The sequence below is a fragment of the Pararobbsia alpina genome (genome assembly GCF_902859895.1).
In the GTDB taxonomy this organism is placed as follows: Bacteria; Pseudomonadota; Gammaproteobacteria; order Burkholderiales; family Burkholderiaceae; genus Pararobbsia; species Pararobbsia alpina.
In genome coordinates this window covers 1-20,917 of sequence record NZ_CADIKM010000036.1, presented here as the reverse complement: position 1 = coordinate 20,917, position 20,917 = coordinate 1, and the positions used below count along the sequence as shown (strand labels likewise).

Sequence of the window (20,917 nt, the reverse complement as noted above, 5' to 3'; positions counted from 1 at the left end):
GGGCAGCTCGACTGCGCCCGCCAACGAAAGCGGCCGCGGCATGGCCGTGCTCGGCGTGATCGGAGTCGTGCTCGTCATTGCAGGCCCCTGGCTGTTCGACACCTATCTGTTGAACGTGCTCATCAAGGCATTTTTCTTTGCCATCGTCGCGCTGACGGTCGACGTGTTGTGGGGATACGCGGGCTATCTGACATTCGGGCAGTCCGCGTTCTTCGGTGTGGGCGCCTATGCCGCCGGCCTCGTGTTTACGCATCAGGGCTTCTCCAGCGGATATGCGATTCTCGCGCTTGTTCTCGCAGTCGTCGTGGCAGGCGCGATCGGCGCAGTGGTGGGCTGGCTTTCCTTTTACCGGGGCGCGTCGCCGTTCTTCGCGACAGTCATCTCGCTCGTGCTGCCTATCGTGTTGACCCAGGCCCTGCTATCGGGCGGCGAGTGGACCGGTTCGAGTTCGGGACTGACCGGGTTCGAGACTTTCGATCTGTCGCTTGAAGCCTGGTACTGGATCGCGGGCGGCGCGCTCACGGCGCTCGCCGCGCTCGCATGGGTGATCATGCGCAGCGACGGCGCACGCGTGCTGACTGCGATCCGCGACAACGAATCACGGTGCGCGTTTCTCGGCATCGACACGTCGATCGTGAAGATCGCGCTGTTGGTGGGCACCGCCGCGGTCGCTGGCGCGGCCGGCTTCGGCTACGGCGCGTTCAGCGGCGTCGTTGCACCGGAACTCACGGGCTTTGTGTTCGGCACGGAATTGATCATCTGGGTCGCGCTCGGCGGGCGGGGCACCTTGTGGGGGCCCATGATCGGCGCGGTGCTGATCAATGTCGCCACCGCCTATCTCAGTGGACGTGTGCCGTTCGCCTGGCCGTTGATCCTGGGGGCGGCGTTCGTCATCGTCATCGTGCTTCTGCCGCAAGGGTTGGTCCCCGTGCTGCTGAAGCCTTTCGGGTTCGGGCGTCGAGGCGCCGCGCGCCTGCGACTGGCCAAACGCCTGGCCCGCAAAATCGACACGGCCGGCGGCGAGCCCGCGGTGCTCATGGACCGTGTCGAGAAGCACTTCGGCAGCCTCAAGGTTCTGCAGGGCATCGACCTGCGTGCCGGGGCAGGAGAACTGGTCGGACTGATCGGACCCAACGGGGCGGGCAAGACCACGCTGATGCGCTGCATGAGCGACGGCGCGGAACGTTCGGCGGGCATCGTCCGTCTTTGTGGAAACGACATCCGCGGGCTGCCTCCGGAGCGCTGTGTCGGGTTCGGCCTTGGCAGGAAGTTTCAGAACGCCAATGTATTCGAGACGCTTACGGTTGCCGAATGCCTGCGTATCGCGAGTGCTCGTGTCGAACCGTTGTCATGGCTGGGGCGCGCTGCGACGCTCGGCCTGCCGGCGTATGCGCTCGACGTGATCCGCGCGACGGAGCTCGACCGGAAGCTCGGCGTGGTCGCACGCGATCTATCCCACGGCGAACAACAGGCGCTCGAACTGGCGATGGTGCTCGCACTCGAGCCACGGATCGTCCTGCTCGACGAGCCGACCGCAGGCCTGACCAAGACAGAGCGTACGCAGATCGGCACCATTCTCGCGTCGCTTGCACACCGTCATGGACTGTGCTGCCTGCTGGTCGAGCACGATCTCGATTTCGTGGCGGAAATCGCCACACGTGTCGTGGTGCTCCATCAGGGACGCATCGTCATGCAGGGGACCTTCGAGGAAGTCGTCCATTCCGAGCTTGTCAAAACCATCTATGCGGGTACGGCGCATAGTGGAATTGCGGCAGCTACATGTGCGCCAACGTTGGTGCCCGTATCTGCGACCGAGCCCAAACTGGCCAGCCACTCCGGAGACCTTTCATGACCGATGCCGCACTGCAGTTGAACGACGTGACAAGCGGCTACAAGGCTTCAGTCGTACTTCGGAACCTGTCCTTGTCGATCCCGAAGGGTGAGGCCGCGGCATTGCTGGGCAAGAACGGCATGGGCAAGACCACCTTGCTCAAGACGATCATGGGCTATCTGCCGAAGAAGAGCGGAGCCGTGCGCCTTGCAGGTCAGGATGCGACTCGCCTGACACCGTTCCGGATCGCGCGTCTCGGCATCGCCTACGCCGCGCAGGAGAAGGCACTTTTTCAGGACTTGAGCATTCATGACAACCTGCGGCTGGGCCTCGAAGCCGATGCCCTGTTCGAAGAGCGCTTCGAAGACGTCATCGCGCTTTTCCCTGTGTTCAAGACACGTCTTCGCCAACCCGCCGGCACGCTCTCGGGTGGTGAGCAGAAGATGCTGCTGGTGGCCCGGGCCTTGCTCATGCGGCCTTCGATCGTGCTGCTCGATGAAATTACGGAAGGGCTGCAACCTTCGGTGGTCGACCGCATTGCGCAGGCTTTGCTGTGGGAGCGTCGACAACGGGGCACGACGATGTTGATCGTCGAACAGAACGTGACTTTTGCCCTGAAGGTCGCGGACCGGTATCTGTTGATCAAGCAGGGGGACATCGTCCGGCAGGGCGAGACCCGCGACGGCGGCGCGGCACAGGCCATTTTCGAACATCTCAAGGTATAGCGGGCGGCCTTGGCGCAAGCAGCAGGGCAGAGCAAGGCGATGACCATCGGACCATTCATATGATGCATGACGAAGGCTGGCGTATCGGCGTGCTTTACTCGAGGACCGGCGTGACGTCGGTCACCGAGTCCGAGCATTTCTTCGGGACGGTCCTCGCGATCGAGGAAATCAATGCCGCTGGCGGCGTACTTGGCCGGCCGCTCGAACCGGTCGTCTACGACCCGAAGGGCGAACCCGACGAGTTCCGCCGGCTCGCGGCGCGGTTGCTGATGGAAGGCGACGTCAATGTCCTGTTCGGATGTTCGACCTCGTCGTCCCGCAAGGCGGTGCTGCCGGTCGTCGAGCGGACCAATTCGCTGCTTTGGTACTGTTCGATCTACGAGGGATTCGAATACTCCCCGAACGTGATCTATACCGGCGCGGTGCCGAACCAGAACAGTATGCAGCTGGCCGCCTATCTGCTGCAGCACAAGGCGGAACGGTTCTTTCTCGTCGGCACGGACTATGTCTATCCGCGCGAATCGAACCGGATCATGCGGGACATGGTCGAGCAGCACGGCGGGGAGATCGTCGAGGAAATCTACCTGCCCAGCGACGCGAGCGAGACGCAGCTCGACGAAGTCATTCGCGATATTCGCGCGCACGAGCCCGACGTCGTGTTCTCGACGCTCATCGGCATCGGCGCGCGAAGATTCTACAGCTTGTACCGCGAGCGCGGCATCGATTCCCTGCGGACTCCCATCGCGAGCCTCACCATGGCGGAGGGCGAGACCCAGTTAATCGGCCCCGCGCGTTGCGAAGGGCATGTGACGGCGGCGACCTACTTCAACAATCTCGACAACGACAGCAATCGTCGCTTCCTTGCGCTGTGGCGGGCCCGCTTCGGTGAACAGCCCGCGAGCATGTGGTCGGAGATGGCCTACAACCAGGTCCACTTGTTTGCGCTCGCGCTGAAGGAGGTCGGCGTGCTCGATACGCGCAAGCTTGTTCGCGCGGCGCACCAGGTCTCGCTGGATTCCCCGGAAGGCCGGCTTACGATCGATCCCGAGAACAATCACTGTGTGCTGACGCCACGCATCGCGGTATGTCGGCTGGATGGGCGGTATGAAGTGGTCTGGCAGAATGCCGAGCCGGTGAAGCCTGATCCGTATTTGTCGAGCTATGGTTTTGCCGATTTCTGGTTGAGGTGATGCGAGTGGACTCGAGTATTCGTCGACTGTATGAAGACTTGCGAACGGTGCGGGTGGTGGTCGTGCATCCTCCCGGCGAAGATCGGGACACGCTGGTCGAACAATTGCGGCGCATCGGATGCCAGTTGAGCCTGGTCTGGCCGTTTCCGTCGGTGCCTCCCGTCGAGGCGGATGTGATCCTGTTTCATGTCGCCCAGGAGCTGCAGGGCAACAGCGCGTGGTGCTCGACTGAAGCAGACGCGACGCTCGTTGCACTCGCGGACTATGAAAGCCCGACCACGCTGAAACTGCTGCTCAACACGCATGCGCACGGTGTGCTTACCAAGCCTTTGCGCTCATCGGGGGTACTGAACACGCTGGCGCTCGCGCGATCGGCGAGGACGTTTCAGATGGTTCAGCAAAACAAGATCCGCAAGCTCGAAGACACGATCAAGGGCAGGCGGCAAATCGAAAAGGCGATTCGCATGCTCATGGAGCATGAGCAGATGGGGGAATCGCAGGCCTATGAGCATATGCGCTCAAGAGCCACTGCATTGCGCATGACCGTCGCGGAAGTCGCCGGCATGGTCGTCGACGCGCGCGAGACGCTCGAAAAGCTTGGGCTGAACGATAATGGCCGCGGGCAACCCCGGGCTTAAGTCGCAGGCGACCCCAGGGCTTGAGTGCTCGATTACTGTTGCCTGCCGGTTCCCCCGGCGCGCACTACCTTGACTGCTCGAGGTTTAGTTGCTTTTGCTTCGGCTTAAGGGGAGTGTCGCTTGTTCGGCGCACCGCGACTCCGAGACGCGAAGCTTCAGCGAGAAGGTCGTCATCTTCGGTGTAAATTGCGTCGGCGCCGTGAACGCGCGCAATTACAAGGATCTGTCGATCGACCTTTATTTTTTGCCAGTGCGCCTTGGAGGCTCCCTTCTTGGATCCCTTCGTACGCGTAGTTTGATCAGAACCCGTTGTGGCTTCATATTGGGCGTCCCGCTGTTAGTTCGCATAACGCGAGATGCTGCAGAAGCATGATCGTCTTACCGTCGACGATTTCCCCGTCCTCGATAAACCGCAACGCTGTCCGCAAAGGCATTTCAATCACTTCGAGATCTTCTCCTTCGCCCTCGATGCCACCGCCGTCATTCACGCGCATGGAAGCGTCGTACTCTCCCAAATAAAAGTAGAGCTTTTCTGTCACGGATCCCGGGCTCATATAGGCCTCGAAAACCTTGCGGACTTCGCGAACGCGATACCCTGTTTCCTCTTCCGCCTCCATGCGTATGCGTTCTTCCGGCGTGGCGTTGTCGAGCAGTCCGGCAGCCGTTTCGAGCAGCATGCCATCGTGCCCGTTGACGAACGCGGGCATGCGGAACTGACGTGTAAGCACGATATTTCGGGTTTGCCGACTATGGAGCAGGATTGTCGCCCCATTGCCACGATCGTACGTCTCCCTGCTCTGACGTTGCCACTTACCGTCCCGGCGCAGGAAGTCGAACGTCACCTTTCTAAGCGTGTACCAATCGTCGGAGAGTACGGTGGAATCGACGATGCGAACGCGGTCATTCGTTGCAGTCATTGCTCCTCCTATCGACAGTCAACCTAAGCTCATGGTATCGTGCATATTCGTGCAATATCAAGAAAATTCGTGCAATTCCATGCTGACCACTCAACGCAAGGCAGCCATCCTCGACGCGCTCGCACGTGACGGCCAAGTACTCGCCGGCGAACTGAGCACGACGTTTGGCGTGTCGGAAGACACGATCCGTCGGGACTTGCGTGAACTCGCGGCGGAAGGGCTGCTACAACGGGTTCACGGCGGGGCCTTGCCCGTTTCTCCGGCCATCGCGCCATTCGAACGGCGCCAGGACATCGAGTCCGTCGCCAAACGGCGGCTCGCGCGGCACGCGGTCGGAATGATTGCGTCGGGACAGATCGTGATCGTCGACGGGGGGACCACGTCGGCGCTCTTGGTGAGGGAGCTTCCCGCCGATCTGCGGGCAACAATCGTCACCCATAGCCCGAGCGTCGCGGTGGCACTCGCCGAACATCCTTTAGTGGAGGTCATCCTGATTGGCGGGCGACTGTACAAGCATTCGATAGTGGCTGTTGGCGCCGCAGCGATGGAGGGAGTCTCACGCATCCATGCTGACTTGTACTTTATGGGTGTGACCGGTGTTCATCCGACAGCCGGGCTAAGCACTGGAGACTTCGAGGAAGCGGCGATCAAGCGCGCGCTCGCGGCGCGTGCGGCGGAGACTGTCGTACTCGCCTCGTCATCGAAACTCAATGCGGCGTCACAGTTTGTCATCGGCGACATCACACTCGCGCAGACCATCATCGTCGAAAAGGCAACCGCCCTGGAGTTGACGAAACCGATCGAAGCAGCGGGAGTGACTGTCGTGCGGGCGTAACCGGCAGATCCCTTTGGCAATGGCCCTGGCTTCGTCTCGTGCTTGCTCATGAACGCGGCGTGCGATTTTTCGCATCGGTGTGTTCGGGCTAGCTTTTTCGATTCCCGGTCATGTGCGGCACCAGCATATAAGCGATCTCACCGAGAACGTAAGAAGGTCGAGACGCTGTTCGCTCATTTGAAGCGAATCTTTGTTGAGCAACCAGGACAGGCACCTGGACGTGCCTCGGACTACATAAACATGCAATGTCCCACCCGAGCACAACGGTATATGTTATTTGTATGGATGGCTGATCAATGCGCCGGAATTGCTGACCGAGAAGCTCGTATCAACGCCTCCGAAGATGCCGTCAGCATGGATGGTAGGGTGGACAATCGAGCGCGCGGCGGTAATCATATGGGGTGACGGCGAAGCTCAACGATGAACATGGCCTGTGACGACCGCGGTGGCGTCTATTGCGCGCTGCGAGGCTCATCTTGAGGCAGGCAAGAGATTGGTCGGGCTCAGAGGACGATGCCCGTTTAGCATTGCGTTAGCGCATTCAACCAGGGTTCATAGCCATGAAGAAACTATTCTTCATCCCCATTTTTTTCGCATTGTTCGCGTTTGGTGGTGCGGTGTGCGCACAGATTGACGACAAGTCGGATCCGCAGGCGCTGATCAAGACCGCGACGCAGCAGGTGCTCGACGAGGTGCGCACCCGAGCGGTCGAGCCGAGCGATATCCCCCGCATCATGGACATCGTGAACAGGGACATCCTTCCTTACATCGATTTTCACCGCACCACGCAGCTTGCGATGGGGCACTACTGGAAAACGGCGACACCGGCGCAGCAGCAGCAGATGGTCGAACAGTTCAAGCTGCTGCTGATCCGCACATATTCGGGCGCGATTGCGCAGCTCCGCCCGGATCAACAGTTCGAGTTCCCGCCGTCGCGCATCGCTCCGACCGATACGGACGTGGTAGTGCGCACGGTCGCGATGACGAACGGCGAGCCATTGGAAATCGACTACCGCTTGTACAAGACGCCGCAGGGCTGGCGCGTGTATGACCTGAACGTGCTCGGTGCTTGGCTGGTCCAGACATATCGGCAGCAGTTCAGCGAGAAGATCCAGCAAAGCGGTGTGGACGGCCTGATCCAGTCTCTCAATGAGCGTAACGAGCAGTTGGCCTCGGGCAAGCCTAGCTGAACTCGTGGCAGGCGACAGGCGGACGTAATACCGCAAGATAAGACGCGCGGCCCCCCGCCGTTGTCATGTTGATGAGCCAACGGAAACAAATGCCGAAGCGGCGGGGTATTCGGCTTCATGGGCGCGACGCCAATCGCAACTCCGGCGACCAACCCAGTTCACGCTTTGCCTTGGCGCTGTCCGCCTCGGCGTTGTCCTGCGCGATGTTGTACACCCCGGCTTGCCTCGTTGAAGCGCGAGCAAGGCTGACGCCTGCTTCTTCGAATGCGTTTGCCCGATCAGCGCGGCCGGTGCTTCCGAACACCGTATATCCCGCCGCGATTAACAGCGGTGCAAGCGAGGTGCCGATCGCGCCGCTTGCACCGGCAAGCCAAACCCTGTGTGTCATTTTCTATTCTCCTGTTTGTGATTGCGACCTTGTGTATTGGTATGTGGCGGTATCAACGAAGAGCAGGGTAGGGCTGTTAATGGTTGTCAAAGAGGTCCATTATCACGAAATTGATTGGGGCATTATAAAAACATTCATGCCCGCGAAAGGCGAGTTGGAATGCAGAAAAGGACCCACTATGACAGTCATTCAGAACGACGTACTTCGCATTTCAGAGGCAGAAGCCTCCCGCTTGCTGTCTGAACTTCCGTTGCCGTTTTCCGTTTTATTCGAGCGCGGCGATGTGTCAGTTGAACTGTACGCGCCGCGAGGCACGGACACTCAATCGCCCCATGCGCGCGATGAGCTTTACATCGTCGCTTCAGGTTCAGGGACGTTCCGCCGTGCGGACCAGGTGTGTGAATTCAAGTCCGGCGATCTGCTCTTCGTCCCCGCTCACGTAGAGCACCGCTTTGCGAGCTTCAGTGACGATTTCAGGACTTGGGTGATTTTCTTCGGTCCGGAGGGTGGCGTTCGTTTCTGAATGTATATACTCTGGCCGAGGGATATCCGAGCAGCCCGCTAGGCAAGCAACAACGAGGCACGTGGCGACATAAGGGCCACGCGATTAATGAAAGTTATTCAACTTTATCACGACCACCATGAAGCGAGGTCCCAATAAACGAAGCATGGTGGCCCTGGCCGAATATGCGGTGAGTGATGTCATTTTGCTGATCCGGCGCAATGCTGCCTACGCCGATCAACGTGGCTTCGACTGCCTCGTCTAGCGGTGTGTGCGGCTCGTGCCCCAGTACCGCGACCAGGCGTGTGTTGTCCATCTGCACCGGCGTGCGCCACAGATAGCGCATCTCGCGCATTTCTCGGAAAGTGGTGACAAACGGTGATACCAATGTCAGCAGCCACCACGGGAACGCGGTGACGCGCGGTTCGCGCTCGGTGTGATGTAGAACAGCCCGACGGATCGCTTGGGTCATCCGCGTGCCGTCCGCGTCCCAGTGGCCAGCCATGTGGAAGCAGGCAAAGGGATCGAGTGCGTCACGGCGTGCCAGCAACTCGACGATGGTTTGCGCCACGTCGGGCAGGTACGACCATTGGTGGCCGACACCGCGCTCGCCGGGGTAACTTACCGTCTTGACCGGGTGCCCTGGCTTGACCAATCCCTGCGAGAACCAGCTTTGCCCCGCCTTCGGCCCGAAGAAGTCACCGGCGCGCACGATCAGCACGCGGGCGCCGTTGTGGCTGGCCTTGAGCAGGCGCTTTTCCAGTTCCACGCGAATGGCGCCTTTGCGCGTCACGGGGTGCTGCGGCGAGTCTTCATGCAGCACCGGGAGGGCATCCGGCCCGAAGTTGTAGACCGTGCCCGGTAGCACGATCGTCGCGCCTTCGGCCGTCGCGGCGGCGATGGTGTTGTCCAGCATTGGCAGCACCAACTTCGACCATTGGCGATAGCCGGGCGGGTTGACCGCGTGGACGATGACCGAGCAGCCCTTCGCCGCATGGATGATGTCCTGCCGGTTCATCGCGTCGCCGCGCAGCCAGTTCACGCCATCCCGGCGCTCCGTGGGCTGTTCTGCACCCCGTTTCAGTGCGCGCACCTGCCAGCCGGCGTCTCGCAACTGGCGGGCAACCTCACCGCCAATGCCGCCCGTAGCACCCAAAACCAGAACCGATTTGTTACTGCTCATGGTTTTCTCCATGCGTTGTCGATGGATGAATTCTGGGCTGTCGCTTGTTCGATTGGAATTGCCAAACATGATAGATCGGCTATACATTTATGTATGGCATCGAGCATCGGTTGGGAGTTCTACCGCACATTTCTCGCCGTGCTGACGGAGGGCTCGCTCTCCGGCGCGGCGCGCGCCCTCGGCATTACCCAGCCAACGGTGGGCCGTCACGTTTCGGCGCTCGAGGCCTCGTTCAACCAGACCCTGTTCACCCGCTCTCAGACCGGCTTGCTGCCGACGGAGGCAGCGCTGGCGCTACGCGGCTATGTCGAGGCTATGCAGGGCACCGCCGCGGCATTGGAACGGACGGCGACCAGCCATGGACAAGGCGTGACCGGAACGGTGCGAATCTCGGCAAGCGAGGTCATCGGGGCGGAGGTGCTGCCGCCCATGCTGGCGCAACTGCGGCAGGTGCATCCTCAGTTAAAGATTGAGCTGGTTCTAAGCAATCGCGTGCAGGATTTGTTGCAGCGGGAGGCCGACATCGCGGTCCGAATGACGCCGCCGCAACAGGGCCTGCTCATCGCCCGGCGCGTGGGCGAGGTGGCACTCGGCCTGTACGCGCGCGCGGACTATCTGCAGCAACACGGCACACCTGCCACGCCAGCGGACCTGAAACGCCATGCGCTGATCGGCTTTGACGAGGAAACGCCCTTCCTGCGGGCCGCGAGCAAGCTGCAGCCATCCTGGACGCGCGACGTCTTCTCCTTGCGCACCGACAGCGACCTGGGGCAGCTTGCGCTGATCCGCGCCGGCTGCGGCGTGGGTTTTTGTCAGTCGGCCCTTGCCAGACGGGACGCGCGGCTCATGCGCGTGCTGCCCGAACACTTTACGTTCAAGCTGGAAACCTGGGTCACTATGCACGAAGACCTGCGCGGCAGCCCGCGCTGCAAAGCGACCTTCGACGCCCTGGTGGTGTGTCTCCAGGCCCATACGGCGACGGCAGTCGAACCCTGAGAACGCGCAACGCCCGCGAGCCGGTTCGCCAGGGTAGGCCTCAGGTCCGTCCCACGAGAGCGAACCGCTTACCTTTTGCGGGCTGCTGTTCGGTGCGCTTGCCGAGCGCTGCCAACGCGCAGATCGCTCGTAATAGGTCCGGTAGGTGGGCGTCGTCAAGTTGGGGCGCACCGCCGAAGCTACATACGTCGTCACGCCGTTGATCGACGATACGCCGTCGCTCGCCTTGGGCATAAGTCCGACATTCAATAGTTTCCGTCGGGGTGCTGTGCTGTCAATTCCTTGAAGACCCGCCACTCTCGTTCATAGCTCCACCAGGACCGTAGACGCATCAAGCGGCTGGTTCGCGGCGGCATCCAAACGATACTGCGTACGCTGGCGGGCTTCTAGGCCACGATCAGGAAGGGGCAGGTTCGAAACATCGACGGACGCGATCAAAGGAAAGCCGCGTGACGGGGCCGAGTCAGGGCTGCCTCGGCTCCCGCATCGCCCGCATCCATCTTTGCAACGGATCCTGCCCGCCTTCAATGCTTGAGGCAGGTGTCGGCGTTCTTCCAGGTGCAGGTGTCGAGGCCGGTGTGGATGATCGGCTTCACCGACTTTCCTTCTGCGAGGTCGCGCATGATCATCGCTGCCCGATAGCCCATTTCCTCCGGCCGCTGGCCGACAAGGACATTAACCTTGTGCTCCTTGAGGGCTTGCAGTTCCGGTCCGAGCGTATCGGCCGAGACGATGACGAACTTGCCGTTCTGGATCTTGTCCATGATCGGCGCGACGACTTGCGAATACGCTTGTGGGGCAAAGAGCGGCCAGCCGCCCTCGAGCACGAAGGCATCGAGACCGGTGGCGTTGGCGGTCAGCGTGTCCTGCATCATCTGGTTCGCCTTGGCGGCGTCGTCGTTCGTGTAGAGCGGGCAGGCGCCGAGCTCCTGCCAACCGTTTTCGCCGGCGAGCTTCGCGATTCCCTTCTTGCCGGAGAGGACGTCGCGCGTGCCCTGGGCGCGTTGGTTGATATTCTCGGCCGCGGGATTGCCCATGACGAGGCAGATATTGCCGCCCTTCGGCATCAGCAACTTCAACTGCTCGCCGAGCTTGACGCCCAGTTCGTAATTGTCGGTGCCGACATAGGTCTTCCGGAGCGACGCGTCCTTTGGCAACAAATCGGCGTCGGCGGTGATAATCGGGATCGTCACATTGCGGCGGCGCAACTCTTCGGCCACGGCCGGGGCGTTCGCGGGCGAGATCGCCATTGCCGCCACGCCCTTGGTCAGGAGGTCGTCGATGATCTGCACTTCGGCGCTTTCGTCCGCGGCTGTCGCTGGCCCGGTGTAGTAGCAGGTATAGCCTTGCTTATTGAGCTCCTTGTTCGCCCGGTCGCATCCCTGATGCATGAGATCGAAGTAGGGGTTGTCGAGCCCCTTCACTACCAGCGCCAGAGTCTTATCGGCTGCGTAGGCGGAGGAGGCCAGCAAGACGAGCCCTCCGATTGCAGCAAGACACATCGAAACTTTTTTCATTATTGCCTCCAGTTGTCGACCGGACTTAGCGCTTTAGCGCTTAGTCCGGTCCCATGCAAGGTGGTCGACCGGAGTTAGCGCTTTAGCGCTTAGTTCGGTCCCATACAAAGTTATCGATCGGAGTTGGCGCTTTGGTGCTTAGTCTGGTCCCATACAAAGTTGTCGACTAGAGTTAGTGCTTTAGCGCTTGGTCCGGTCCCATACAAAGCTATCGGCGCCGGCAATGCGGTGCCCACGTCTGCTTGCACAAACTTCGTAAAAATCGAAAGGAAAGACCGTATCCGAGCTTTCACCTTCCCGCGGAACCTCGCGCTTCTTTTGAACACCAGCGCCGGGCAGTTCCGCATCTTGTCCGGTCGCCCCCCAGACACCGGCCGTAGTGCGGCCGGTGCGCCCGAAGACATTTCAATCTCCCTGCCGCTCGCCGCCGAGCCGGTTGAAGAGCACGGCGATGATGATGAAGGTACCCACGACCGTACCCTGCCAGAACGAGTCGACGCCGAGCAGGATCAGGCTATTGCGGATGACTTCAATGAGTGCGGCGCCGACTACGGTCCCGAAGGCGCTGCCGACGCCGCCCATGAGATTGGTGCCGCCGATCACGGTCGCGGCGATCACGCGCAATTCGTCGCCCGTGCCAAGGCCGGTCGTCACCGCGCCGAGCCAGCCGACTTCGAGGATCGCCGCAACGCCCGCCATGAGGCCGGCGAGCACATAGACGGAGCAGATGACGCGACGCACCGGAACGCCGGTGAGATTCGCCGCATGGCGGTTGCCGCCGACCGCGAAGACGTAGCGGCCCCAGCGCGTCCAGGCAAAAGCGAACCAGAACAGCACGGCGAGGACGATCAGGAACCACACCGGATTGGCGAGGCCGAAGGTCTTGCCGCCGCCGAGCGCAAGGAGCTTGCTCCCGTCGGGACCAAAATCGAAAATGGTCCGGCTGCCGGAGAACACCAGCGCGAGGCTACGGCCGACGCTCAGCATGCCGAGCGTCACGACGAAAGGCTGCATGTCGAGATAGGCGATGAGCAGACCGTTCACGAGGCCGACGAGCCCTGCGGTCAAGAGCCCCATGCCGATGCCGGCCCAGATCGGATAGCCGGCATTCATGACCACCGAGACGACGATACCGCTGAGGCCGATCGTCGAGCCAACCGAAATATCGATGCCGCCCGTGACGATCACGGCCATCATGCCGAGCGCGACGATTGCGACGAAGGCGAAGTTGCGCGTGACGTTGAAAAGGTTCTGCTGCGTCGCAAACGTCGAGGTGACGAACGAGAGCAGGATGCAGGCGACGATAGTGGCCAGCACCACCCAGAACACCTGACTCGCGAGAAGCCCCGTCCAGCGGGTATGGGTCTTCTCGGCTTGCGGCTCATCAAGCAAAGTCGGCATTGAGGCGGGCCTTTCCGGCGCATCGTTCAATTTCGGTCTCCCGTGCAAGGCAGGTTCAGGCGGTGGCGATTGCTCCGGTGATGAGGCCGGTTACTTCTTCCGCAGAGGACGCTTCGGTCTTCTTGTCCGCGACCTTGCGTCCACGCCGCATGACGACCACGCGGTGGGCGACGTCGAAAACGTCGGGCATGCGGTGGCTGACGAGAATGACTGCGATTCCATGTTCGGACAGGCGTTTGATGAGGTTGAGCACCTCCGCCACCTGCCGGACGCTGATCGATGCCGTCGGCTCGTCCATGATGACGAGCCGCGCCTCGGAGAGGCGCGTGCGAGCGATCGCCACAGCCTGTCGCTGACCTCCCGACATCTGTCGGACGAGATCACGGGGACGCGTTTCGGATTTCAGTTGTTTGAAAAGCTCGCCGGCGCGCCGATACATGGTCGCGTGATCGAGAATGCGGATGGGTCCGAAACCGATCCGTGGCTCACGCCCGAGGAAGACGTTTGCCGCCGCCGTGAGATTGTTGCAGAGCGCGAGCTCCTGATAGACGACTTCGATTCCCTGAGCGCGGGCGTCGACCGGCTTGCTGAAATGCACCGGTTTACCGTCGATGAGGATTTTGCCGTGCGAGGGGGGAAAGTTACCGGCAATGACCTTCACCAGCGTCGATTTCCCGGCCCCGTTGTCGCCCATGAGCCCGACCACCTGGCCCGGCTCCAGACTGAACGTCAGATCGGTCAGGGCGTGAATGGCGCCGAAGTGCTTGGAAATGCCTCTGAGCTCTAAAAGACTCATGGACTGTCGCGCTCGCTCCAGTGGTGCCGCCCATTTCTTCGGCCGGGCGACCAGTAGACATGCTAGCTTGTTTTTATAGCACGATGGCGCTTTTAGCAAGCCTCCTTCGGTCACCCGGTTCATCTGCGGCCCAATGGGGCCAGCACGCGTCGTGGATAGACCGATCTGCGGCGTCAGGCCATACTCAAGATTGGCGAGACCCAGTTGCGGCAACGTGCCCTCAGGGAGGATAGTGATATGCAGATCAATGTCCAGAGCTTTGCAAGCCGCTCCCAGCCGGTGTTCGAGACCAAGGACGCCGAGCGAGCACACGCGCTGCAGCGGCTGGCGGCAACTTGCCGCATCTTCGGCCGGCGCGGCTACTCTGAAGGCCTGCTGGGCCACGTCACCGTGCGCGATCCCGAACTGTCGGACCATTTCTGGGTAAACCCGGTCGGCGTCCCCATGCACCAGGTCCGCGTCTCGCACTTGGTGCAGGTGAATCAACAAGGCCAGGTCGTACACGGCAGCGGAATGGTGAACCCGGTCGGGCTGCTGCTGCACACGGCCGTCCATCAGGCACGGCCCGAGGTCATGGCGATGTGTCACGCGCACGCTCTGCACGCCTCGACGTGGTCCGCATTCGAGCGGCTGCTCGATCCGATCACACAAGACGCATGCATCTTCTTCGAGCAGCAGGCACTGATCCTCGAGCCTCGTGTCGTGCGGGACCCGGCCGCGGCAGCACACTTTGCCGCAGGCTTCGGTGACAAGCGGGTGGCGATCCACGCAGGCCACGGCATCTTCACAACCGGACAGACGGTGGATGAGGCGGCATGGTGGTTCGTGTTGATGAACCGCTGCTGCGAAGCGCAACTGATGGCCCAGGCCTACGGCGAGCCTTCACTGTGGGCGCCCGATGATGCGAGATGGCTGGCTTCGGTGCTGGGATCGCCGCACTTTGGTTGGCTATCGTTTCAGACGCTGTGGGACGAAATCATCCTGAGCGATGCCGACCTGGTGCAGTGAGCGCTGCGGCGGCTCCAGCTTGCTTGAACAGCCGCTATCCCAGTCGCGCCACCACGAAGTCGAGGAAACGGCGCAGCTTGGCGCTGGGCCGTGCTCCGGGCAATCGGACGATGTGGACCGCTCGCGTGGGGCGTTCCCAAGCGGGCAGCAGGCACGTAACTTATGGCCACAAGTGTTCGGAATCGAACGATGTGTCCGGGCCAGCTTGCTTAGCATTGACGCGACCAGGGCCTCGAGTGCACGTCCCGCAGGGACGAAGTCACGACGGCCCCGCTTTGTCGTGCCAAACAGCGGCCACCGTTCATCGTGGAAATGACGCTTTAATCAGTCCGCCCGGCTAGCCGGCCGGAATTCCATGGGTTAGAGAGAGGATCGATGAATACAACTTCGTTTCATCGTCAATTCGCCCTGATCACTATCACACGCCGCGTGCTGACGCTGCGGGCACTGTTCATTGCAATTGTCCTCTATGGCGGCATCCTGTTCTGGATCGCACCTCGGCCGCCGATGGTCGATATCCCGCAGCATGCGGCGCAGATCGCCACATTGCATGACATGCTGCTCGGCGAGTCGCCCTGGCAGCGGATATTGGCCGTCAATCTGTTTACGCCCTACTTGATCGGCTATGGTCTGGCGCTGGCGTTTTCGTTTGTGATGCCTGTCGCCGCGGCCATCAAGCTGGCTCTGATGCTGAGCTACTACACATTCGTCTTTGCCTGCGTGCTGCTGCGTCGGCGCTTCGGTGGCGATGCGCGGCTCGACTGGCTGTTCGTGCCGTCCTTCTTCGGTCTTTCATATCAATGGGGTTTCTACACCTTCATCTTGGCGGTGCCGCTCGGCTTGCTCTACCTGCTGCTTGCTCTGCAGCACGCTGACCGTCCAAGCCGTTCGACGGGTGGCTGGCTGCTTCTCGCTGGCGTGATCCTGTTCTTTGCGCATGGCCTGATTTTTCTGGTCGCCAACGCGATCGGTGCAGCGTTTGTCCTCGTACGCAGCAGGGGGCGGCGACTGTCGGAAATCGCACTGGCGCTGATACCGTACGCTGGTTTCGCTCTTCTGAGCGTGGCCTACGTCGTCTTGAATGACAACGCTCAATCGGCCTACAAAATGGCCATTCCGGGGGGCCAGTTCATCCACCGCGGCGCCATGCTTTTCATGGCGACATGGGGTGCGGCGTTCTCGCACAAGTGGCCGACGGTCCTCGCCACTCTGCTTACGCTGGCCACGGCGCACATGCTCGGCCTGCGTCTGAATCGCAGGTCGCCTGCTGCGTTTGTGCCTCTGGTGGTGCTGCTCGCATACTGGTTTCTCGTGCCTGAAGTGCTCATGAACACCAGCATCATCTACGAGCGTTTTGCGGTATACGTGCTGCCGTTCTATGCATTCCTGTTCGTTCGACGCGAAGATTCCGACAGAGACCGCGACGCAAGGCGGCACCGCGATCTCGCCTGTCAGGTGGCGCTCGCCCTTATTTGCATCGCATTTTTCAGTCTGCAGACAAAGCGGTCGTTGGCATTTGCGACGGAGAGCGCGAACTTCGAGCGGGTGCTCGCCGCCGCGGAACCCGCCCAGCGGGCACTCATGCTCCCGATGGATCCGCGTAGCCCAGCCGCGGACAATCCGGTCGCGTACATGCACTACGCGGCGTGGTACCAGGCCGACAAGCAGGGGCTCGTCGATTTCAATTTCGCGGAATTCCTGCCGCAGATCGTGCGGTACCGAGAGCGGCATACCTTGCGGGAGGCGCCCGATCGGCTCTCCTGGATGCCGGGCGCATTCAACTGGAAAAACGACCGCGGAGCGGACTACCGCTACTTCTTTGTCCGTGAGTCCGGATCGCTGCCGCCTGCATTGTTGACCAACCGTCTTTGCCCGTTGACCCTGGTGGAAAAGAGCGGCAGCTGGTCGCTATATGAGAATCGGCAATGCCACTGAGTATGTTGGCGACGTGCTGATAGCCAGTCCGCCCTACGGGTGAGCGTGACCAGAGTAGTGACTTGCTGCGCCGATCTGAAAAACGCTTTAAAGCTCACACGCCTTGACTAGCCCGGTCACCACCAAGCCACCCCCGGCTTGGGTGCGCTTCCTTACGAACCTGTCCGGTACGGCATCGCGATTATCACGTGAGCATATATCCATAGCGAATCTGCTTCGTTCCCCTTGAGCGCACGCGCCGTTACATTGCCTGTCCCGCGCCGTTGAAGACGCTTCTGACCAGCCTTCGTGCACGTTTTGAACGATACCTCGTCATTGGCTATAAGAAGGTCCAAAAACGGAGCGAGGTTTTGTACACGCACTGATTTACACGCAATGACAATGTTGAATAAGAAAGTTATGGGCCTGGCCGTGATCGGCAGCCTGAGCGTCTCGCTCGCCCATGCACAGAACTCGGTCACGCTGTATGGCTCGATCGATGCGGGCCTGATGTACACCAACAACGTAAAACACGGGGCGACGCAGGGCCCGCTTTACCAGGCGACCAGCGGCAACACCAACGGGAGCCAGTTCGGCATACGCGGCAGCGAGGATCTCGGCGGTGGCGTCACGGCGATCTTCAAACTCGAGAACGGATTCAGCGTCCAGAATGGCAAGCTTGGCCAGGACGGCCGGCTTTTCGGGCGCCAAACGTATGTCGGCATACGCGACGATCAGTGGGGAACCATCACGCTCGGCCGGCAGTATGACGAAGGGATCGACTACGTCGCACCGCTGTCCGACGTGGCGTATGACTTCGGCAAGACTGGCTTCGCGCATCCGTTCGACAACGACAACCTCGACTACTCGGTTCGCATCAACAACTCGGTCAAGTTCGCCAGCAGTAACTTCGATGGCTTCAAGTTCGGCACGCTCTACGGTTTCTCCAACAGCTCGGAGTTCGACGCGAATCGTGTCTACAGCGTTGGCGCAAGCTACGGCTCCGGTCCGTTGAATGTGGGTGTCAGCTACTTGCAGCTTGACGGCTCGAACAGCACGAACACAACCGGGGCCATTGACGTAGCCGAATCGACCGCCAACGGTACCGGCGGCTTCCTGCTTGGCGCGGACGTGCAACGCGTGGCGGCGGCCGGCCTGAATTACACCTTGGGTTCGGCGGTGGTCGGCTTCGTTTATTCGCACAGCGAGTTCGAGGGCACGGAAGCGTTCGGCTCGGCCGGCGGTAACCTTCGTTTCGACAACTACGAAGTGAACGGCAAATACTCGCTGACGCCAAGCCTGAAGGTCGGCATCGGGTACACGTATACCGACGGCCATGTGACCGACACCACGACCTACGGGGCCGATTCGAAGTGGAACCAGCTCAATGCCCAGGTCCTGTATTTTCTCTCGAAGAGTACGGACGTTTACCTGGAAAGCATGTATCAGCACGTGTCGGGCAAGAACTACGTCGCATTCGTCAATACGTCGGGCGGTGCGTCCTCAACCGGCAATCAGATTGTCGCTACCGTAGGGTCGCGAACACGGTTTTGATGCTGATGCCGAAATCGCGGCTAAAAAGGAAATCCTGATTGCAAAGAAGCGCAGGCGCGGCGGTTCGGCCAGCCATTCAATGGCGCTGGCCACGAAGCCTTGACGATGCTGGCTATCGCGTCAGCGATCGAATGATCGCAGCGCGCCTTTGCAGGTTCTTGGAATGTCTTAGTTTGCCGCGGCACCCATTTCGTCAAGTGCTCTAAGCGCTTCCGGCGGGAGGTTTAAACCGACGCTAGCGATGTTTTGTTTCAGATGCGCGACTGACGACGTTCCGGGAATGAGAAGAATGTTCGGTGACCGTTGCAACAGCCAGACGAGTGCCACCTGCATGGGTGTCGCGCCACATTGGTCGGCCACGGCGGTTAGATTCTCCGACTGCAGTGGCGAAAAACCGCCGAGCGGAAAAAACGGAACGTAAGCGATGCCCGACTGCGCCAGACTATCAATGAGCGAGTCGTCGGCACGATGGGCCAGATTGTAGTGGTTCTGTACACAGACAATCCGGGTGATCGTTTGACCTTGGGAAACCTGCTTGGCAGTTGCGTTACTGAGCCCGATGTGACGGATGAGTCCTTTTTGCTGCAATTCGGCGAGGGCGGTCAATGGCTGCTCGATGTCACCTTCAGCAGGTCCCGCGACGTCGAACATCAAGCGCAGGTTGACGACGTCCAGAACATCGAGGCCGAGGTTGCGCAGGTTGTCATGCACTGCGGATTCCAGTTCCGCAGGCGAAAAAGCCGCGCCCCATGACGCGTCGGGACCGCGCTTCGCGCCAACCTTGGTGACAATCACAAGGCCTTCCCGATAGGGGTAGAGCGCTTCCCGAATGAGCTGGTTCGTGACGTGAGGGCCGTAGAAGTCACTCGTATCCAGGTGGGTCACACCGCTGGCGATAGCTTCCCGAAGCACGGAAATCGCTTCGTCGCGGTCCTTGGGGGGGCCAAACACTTTCGGTCCTGCCAATTGCATGGCGCCGTAGCCCATACGCGCTACGGACGAATCGCCCAACTGGTAGGTGCCGGCACGGCTTGCGTCGATCATTGCAATGTTCCCATTCCAATAGGTGTGAAAACGTCACCGGAAAGTGACACTGTCTATAATACGAATAATCATTCAGATTGTGGATTCGCATATGCCTCCTGATGCAAAGACCGGACTGAAGCCCCGCAAACTGCCGCGCCAAGCTCGCTCTCAAGCCACCGTGGATGCGATATTCGATGCCACTATTCAGGTTTTGCTGGCCGAAGGCCTGCAGCGGCTCACCACTATCAGGGTAGCCGAACGCGCCGGCGTCTCGGTTGGCACGCTTTACCAGTACTATCCCCATAAGCAGGCGCTGCTTTTCGCGGTTCTGGAGCGCCATTTGGTCAGGCTGGGCGATCGAATGGAGCAGGCAGCGGTATCCGTACACCACCAGCCGTTGGCAATCATGGTGCCCGCAGTCGTTGATGCTTTCGTTCAGGCAAAGACAGAACGCATCGATGAAGCGCGTGCGCTCTACGCAGTCGCCGGTGAACTTGATTCGCGGGAGCTTATTCTTGAAACACAGAAGCGAGGACGCGTAACGCTTGGCGCGATGTTGAAAACAGCCTTGGACACAGAATTCAGAGATCTGAACATGGCGGCTTGGATGTTGAGCGCGGCAATGGCGGGCCCAACACGTCTGATGATCGAGGGGGAAGCACCGGCTTCAATGCTCCGGTCCCTGCGTCGCCATATTGAGTCGTTGTGTTTGGGCTATCTGGAACGCGAGGGAAGTCCCCACAGTGCATTCGAGCAATCGGCGGAACACTAATACTGAAAGCAGGGAACGGGTGGCGTGCTTACTTTGGCTAGTGGCGAAGTTCCGGATGCGGCCAAGAGCGGACCTTTAGGTTGCCCTTTCATTTTTCTCATGAACAGCCATTCAAGGACTCGCCGCTGCCGGCCAGCATACATCGCAGCGAGGGAGACTGTCGCGGCAACCTAGCAGTCTTTTGACAACCATGCCCCGTGAAATCCAGCGGGAATTCGTCTAGGCAGCGGTACTGTCGCGATAGGTGTGCTTTCTATATTCTTGCCGTCGAGAATGACTAGATCACTGGTGTCCGTTGCGTGACGATAGACACAGACGAGCAGCCAACCATCGTCTTCGACCGAGGACGTAGGACGCATCTCGTTATACACATCTTGACTGGCGAGTCTCGGTCGCGAAAAAGCGTGTTTACTTTCAATGACCTAGAGCGGCGCTTGTAAACTGGCGGCGGATCGCGTTTACTCTCTGCTTTTGAGTGGACGCCTTGGTTACCGAATCGACGCCTTGGACGCAAACGGAATTCGAACAACTGGA

The 20,917-nt window shown here is 60.5% G+C and carries 18 protein-coding genes and 1 pseudogene; 12 read left to right on the top strand and 7 right to left on the bottom strand.

Going from position 1 to position 20,917, the window contains the following annotated elements; translation table 11 throughout:
• Positions 1-40 precede the first annotated feature (40 nt).
• Genes HV670_RS23570 through HV670_RS23555 form a run of 4 tightly spaced genes read left to right on the top strand, consistent with a single transcriptional unit; the run spans position 41 to position 4,384 of the window.
• Complete coding sequence (locus HV670_RS23570; protein ID WP_246257879.1) at positions 41-1,852, top strand: ABC transporter permease subunit; 1,812 nt, start codon at positions 41-43, stop codon at positions 1,850-1,852.
• The gene (locus HV670_RS23565) at positions 1,849-2,556 is read left to right on the top strand and encodes a branched-chain amino acid ABC transporter ATP-binding protein (RefSeq protein ID WP_175107422.1); all 708 of its coding nucleotides are present in this window, start codon (positions 1,849-1,851) and stop codon (positions 2,554-2,556) included. Before HV670_RS23570 ends, HV670_RS23565 begins: the two co-directional genes overlap by 4 nt.
• Before the next feature lie 59 nt (positions 2,557-2,615).
• Positions 2,616-3,746, top strand: a complete 1,131-nt coding sequence (locus tag HV670_RS23560) for a transporter substrate-binding domain-containing protein (protein ID WP_175107421.1) — start codon at positions 2,616-2,618, stop codon at positions 3,744-3,746.
• 5 nt (positions 3,747-3,751) lie between these two features.
• Positions 3,752-4,384 (top strand): ANTAR domain-containing response regulator, encoded by a 633-nt coding sequence (locus HV670_RS23555; RefSeq protein ID WP_175107420.1) that lies wholly within the window; start codon positions 3,752-3,754, stop codon positions 4,382-4,384.
• 317 nt (positions 4,385-4,701) lie between these two features.
• Here the strand turns inward: HV670_RS23555 and HV670_RS23550 are convergent, their stop codons facing one another.
• Positions 4,702-5,301: an NUDIX domain-containing protein gene (locus tag HV670_RS23550; RefSeq protein WP_175107419.1), complete on the bottom strand. Its 600-nt coding sequence runs from the start codon at positions 5,299-5,301 to the stop codon at positions 4,702-4,704.
• A gap of 31 nt (positions 5,302-5,332) precedes the next feature.
• Between HV670_RS23550 and HV670_RS23545 the strand changes: the two genes are divergently transcribed.
• From HV670_RS23545 to HV670_RS31230, 3 genes are all read left to right on the top strand, one after another.
• Entirely contained in the window at positions 5,333-6,136 is an 804-nt protein-coding gene (locus HV670_RS23545) for a DeoR/GlpR family DNA-binding transcription regulator (protein WP_175107418.1), read from the top strand.
• A 560-nt stretch (positions 6,137-6,696) separates the two neighbouring features.
• Positions 6,697-7,326, top strand: a complete 630-nt coding sequence (locus HV670_RS23540) for an MlaC/ttg2D family ABC transporter substrate-binding protein (RefSeq protein WP_175107417.1) — start codon at positions 6,697-6,699, stop codon at positions 7,324-7,326.
• Positions 7,327-7,391: 65 nt separating this feature from the next.
• Positions 7,392-8,237, top strand: coding sequence for a cupin domain-containing protein (locus HV670_RS31230; RefSeq protein ID WP_246257875.1), 846 nt, complete (start codon positions 7,392-7,394; stop codon positions 8,235-8,237).
• A gap of 94 nt (positions 8,238-8,331) precedes the next feature.
• Here HV670_RS31230 and HV670_RS23530 read toward each other — a convergent pair whose 3' ends face one another.
• Entirely contained in the window at positions 8,332-9,399 is a 1,068-nt protein-coding gene (locus HV670_RS23530) for an SDR family oxidoreductase (RefSeq protein ID WP_175107435.1), read from the bottom strand.
• Positions 9,400-9,492: 93 nt separating this feature from the next.
• Here HV670_RS23530 and HV670_RS23525 point away from each other — a divergent pair, with 93 nt between their 5' ends.
• Complete coding sequence (locus HV670_RS23525) at positions 9,493-10,395, top strand: LysR family transcriptional regulator (RefSeq protein WP_175107416.1); 903 nt, start codon at positions 9,493-9,495, stop codon at positions 10,393-10,395.
• A 524-nt stretch (positions 10,396-10,919) separates the two neighbouring features.
• On the opposite strand, the gene HV670_RS23520 is transcribed toward HV670_RS23525, so the two are convergent.
• The 3 genes from HV670_RS23520 to HV670_RS23510 all read right to left on the bottom strand — a co-directional run bounded on the left by HV670_RS23520 (position 10,920) and on the right by HV670_RS23510 (position 14,322).
• Positions 10,920-11,867 carry a sugar-binding protein gene (locus tag HV670_RS23520; protein ID WP_246257874.1) on the bottom strand — a complete coding sequence of 316 codons (948 nt, stop codon included), beginning with the start codon at positions 11,865-11,867 and terminating at the stop codon, positions 10,920-10,922.
• Positions 11,868-12,317: 450 nt separating this feature from the next.
• Positions 12,318-13,313, bottom strand: coding sequence for an ABC transporter permease (locus tag HV670_RS23515; RefSeq protein ID WP_175107414.1), 996 nt, complete (start codon positions 13,311-13,313; stop codon positions 12,318-12,320).
• A 55-nt stretch (positions 13,314-13,368) separates the two neighbouring features.
• Positions 13,369-14,322 carry an ATP-binding cassette domain-containing protein gene (locus HV670_RS23510; protein WP_246257873.1) on the bottom strand — a complete coding sequence of 318 codons (954 nt, stop codon included), beginning with the start codon at positions 14,320-14,322 and terminating at the stop codon, positions 13,369-13,371.
• Positions 14,323-14,346: 24 nt separating this feature from the next.
• On the opposite strand from HV670_RS23510, the gene HV670_RS23505 reads away from it, so the two are divergent.
• The 3 genes from HV670_RS23505 (at position 14,347) to HV670_RS23495 (ending at position 18,585) form a co-directional block, all read left to right on the top strand.
• On the top strand, positions 14,347-15,117 hold the full coding sequence (locus tag HV670_RS23505) for a class II aldolase/adducin family protein (protein ID WP_175107413.1): 771 nt from the start codon (positions 14,347-14,349) through the stop codon (positions 15,115-15,117).
• Positions 15,118-15,492: 375 nt separating this feature from the next.
• A complete protein-coding gene (locus HV670_RS23500) occupies positions 15,493-17,052 on the top strand; it encodes a hypothetical protein (RefSeq protein ID WP_175107412.1) in 1,560 nt (519 codons plus the stop codon).
• Positions 17,053-17,433: 381 nt separating this feature from the next.
• Positions 17,434-18,585, top strand: coding sequence for a porin (locus HV670_RS23495; protein ID WP_425511459.1), 1,152 nt, complete (start codon positions 17,434-17,436; stop codon positions 18,583-18,585).
• 168 nt (positions 18,586-18,753) lie between these two features.
• On the opposite strand, the gene HV670_RS23490 is transcribed toward HV670_RS23495, so the two are convergent.
• Positions 18,754-19,629: an aldo/keto reductase family oxidoreductase gene (locus tag HV670_RS23490; RefSeq protein WP_175107410.1), complete on the bottom strand. Its 876-nt coding sequence runs from the start codon at positions 19,627-19,629 to the stop codon at positions 18,754-18,756.
• A gap of 91 nt (positions 19,630-19,720) precedes the next feature.
• Between HV670_RS23490 and HV670_RS23485 the strand changes: the two genes are divergently transcribed.
• Positions 19,721-20,383: a TetR/AcrR family transcriptional regulator gene (locus HV670_RS23485; RefSeq protein ID WP_175107409.1), complete on the top strand. Its 663-nt coding sequence runs from the start codon at positions 19,721-19,723 to the stop codon at positions 20,381-20,383.
• A 170-nt stretch (positions 20,384-20,553) separates the two neighbouring features.
• On the opposite strand, the pseudogene HV670_RS23480 reads toward HV670_RS23485, so the two are convergent.
• Positions 20,554-20,739: pseudogene (locus HV670_RS23480) on the bottom strand (carotenoid oxygenase family protein); the annotation flags it as partial.
• Between the last annotated feature and the right edge of the window lie 178 nt (positions 20,740-20,917).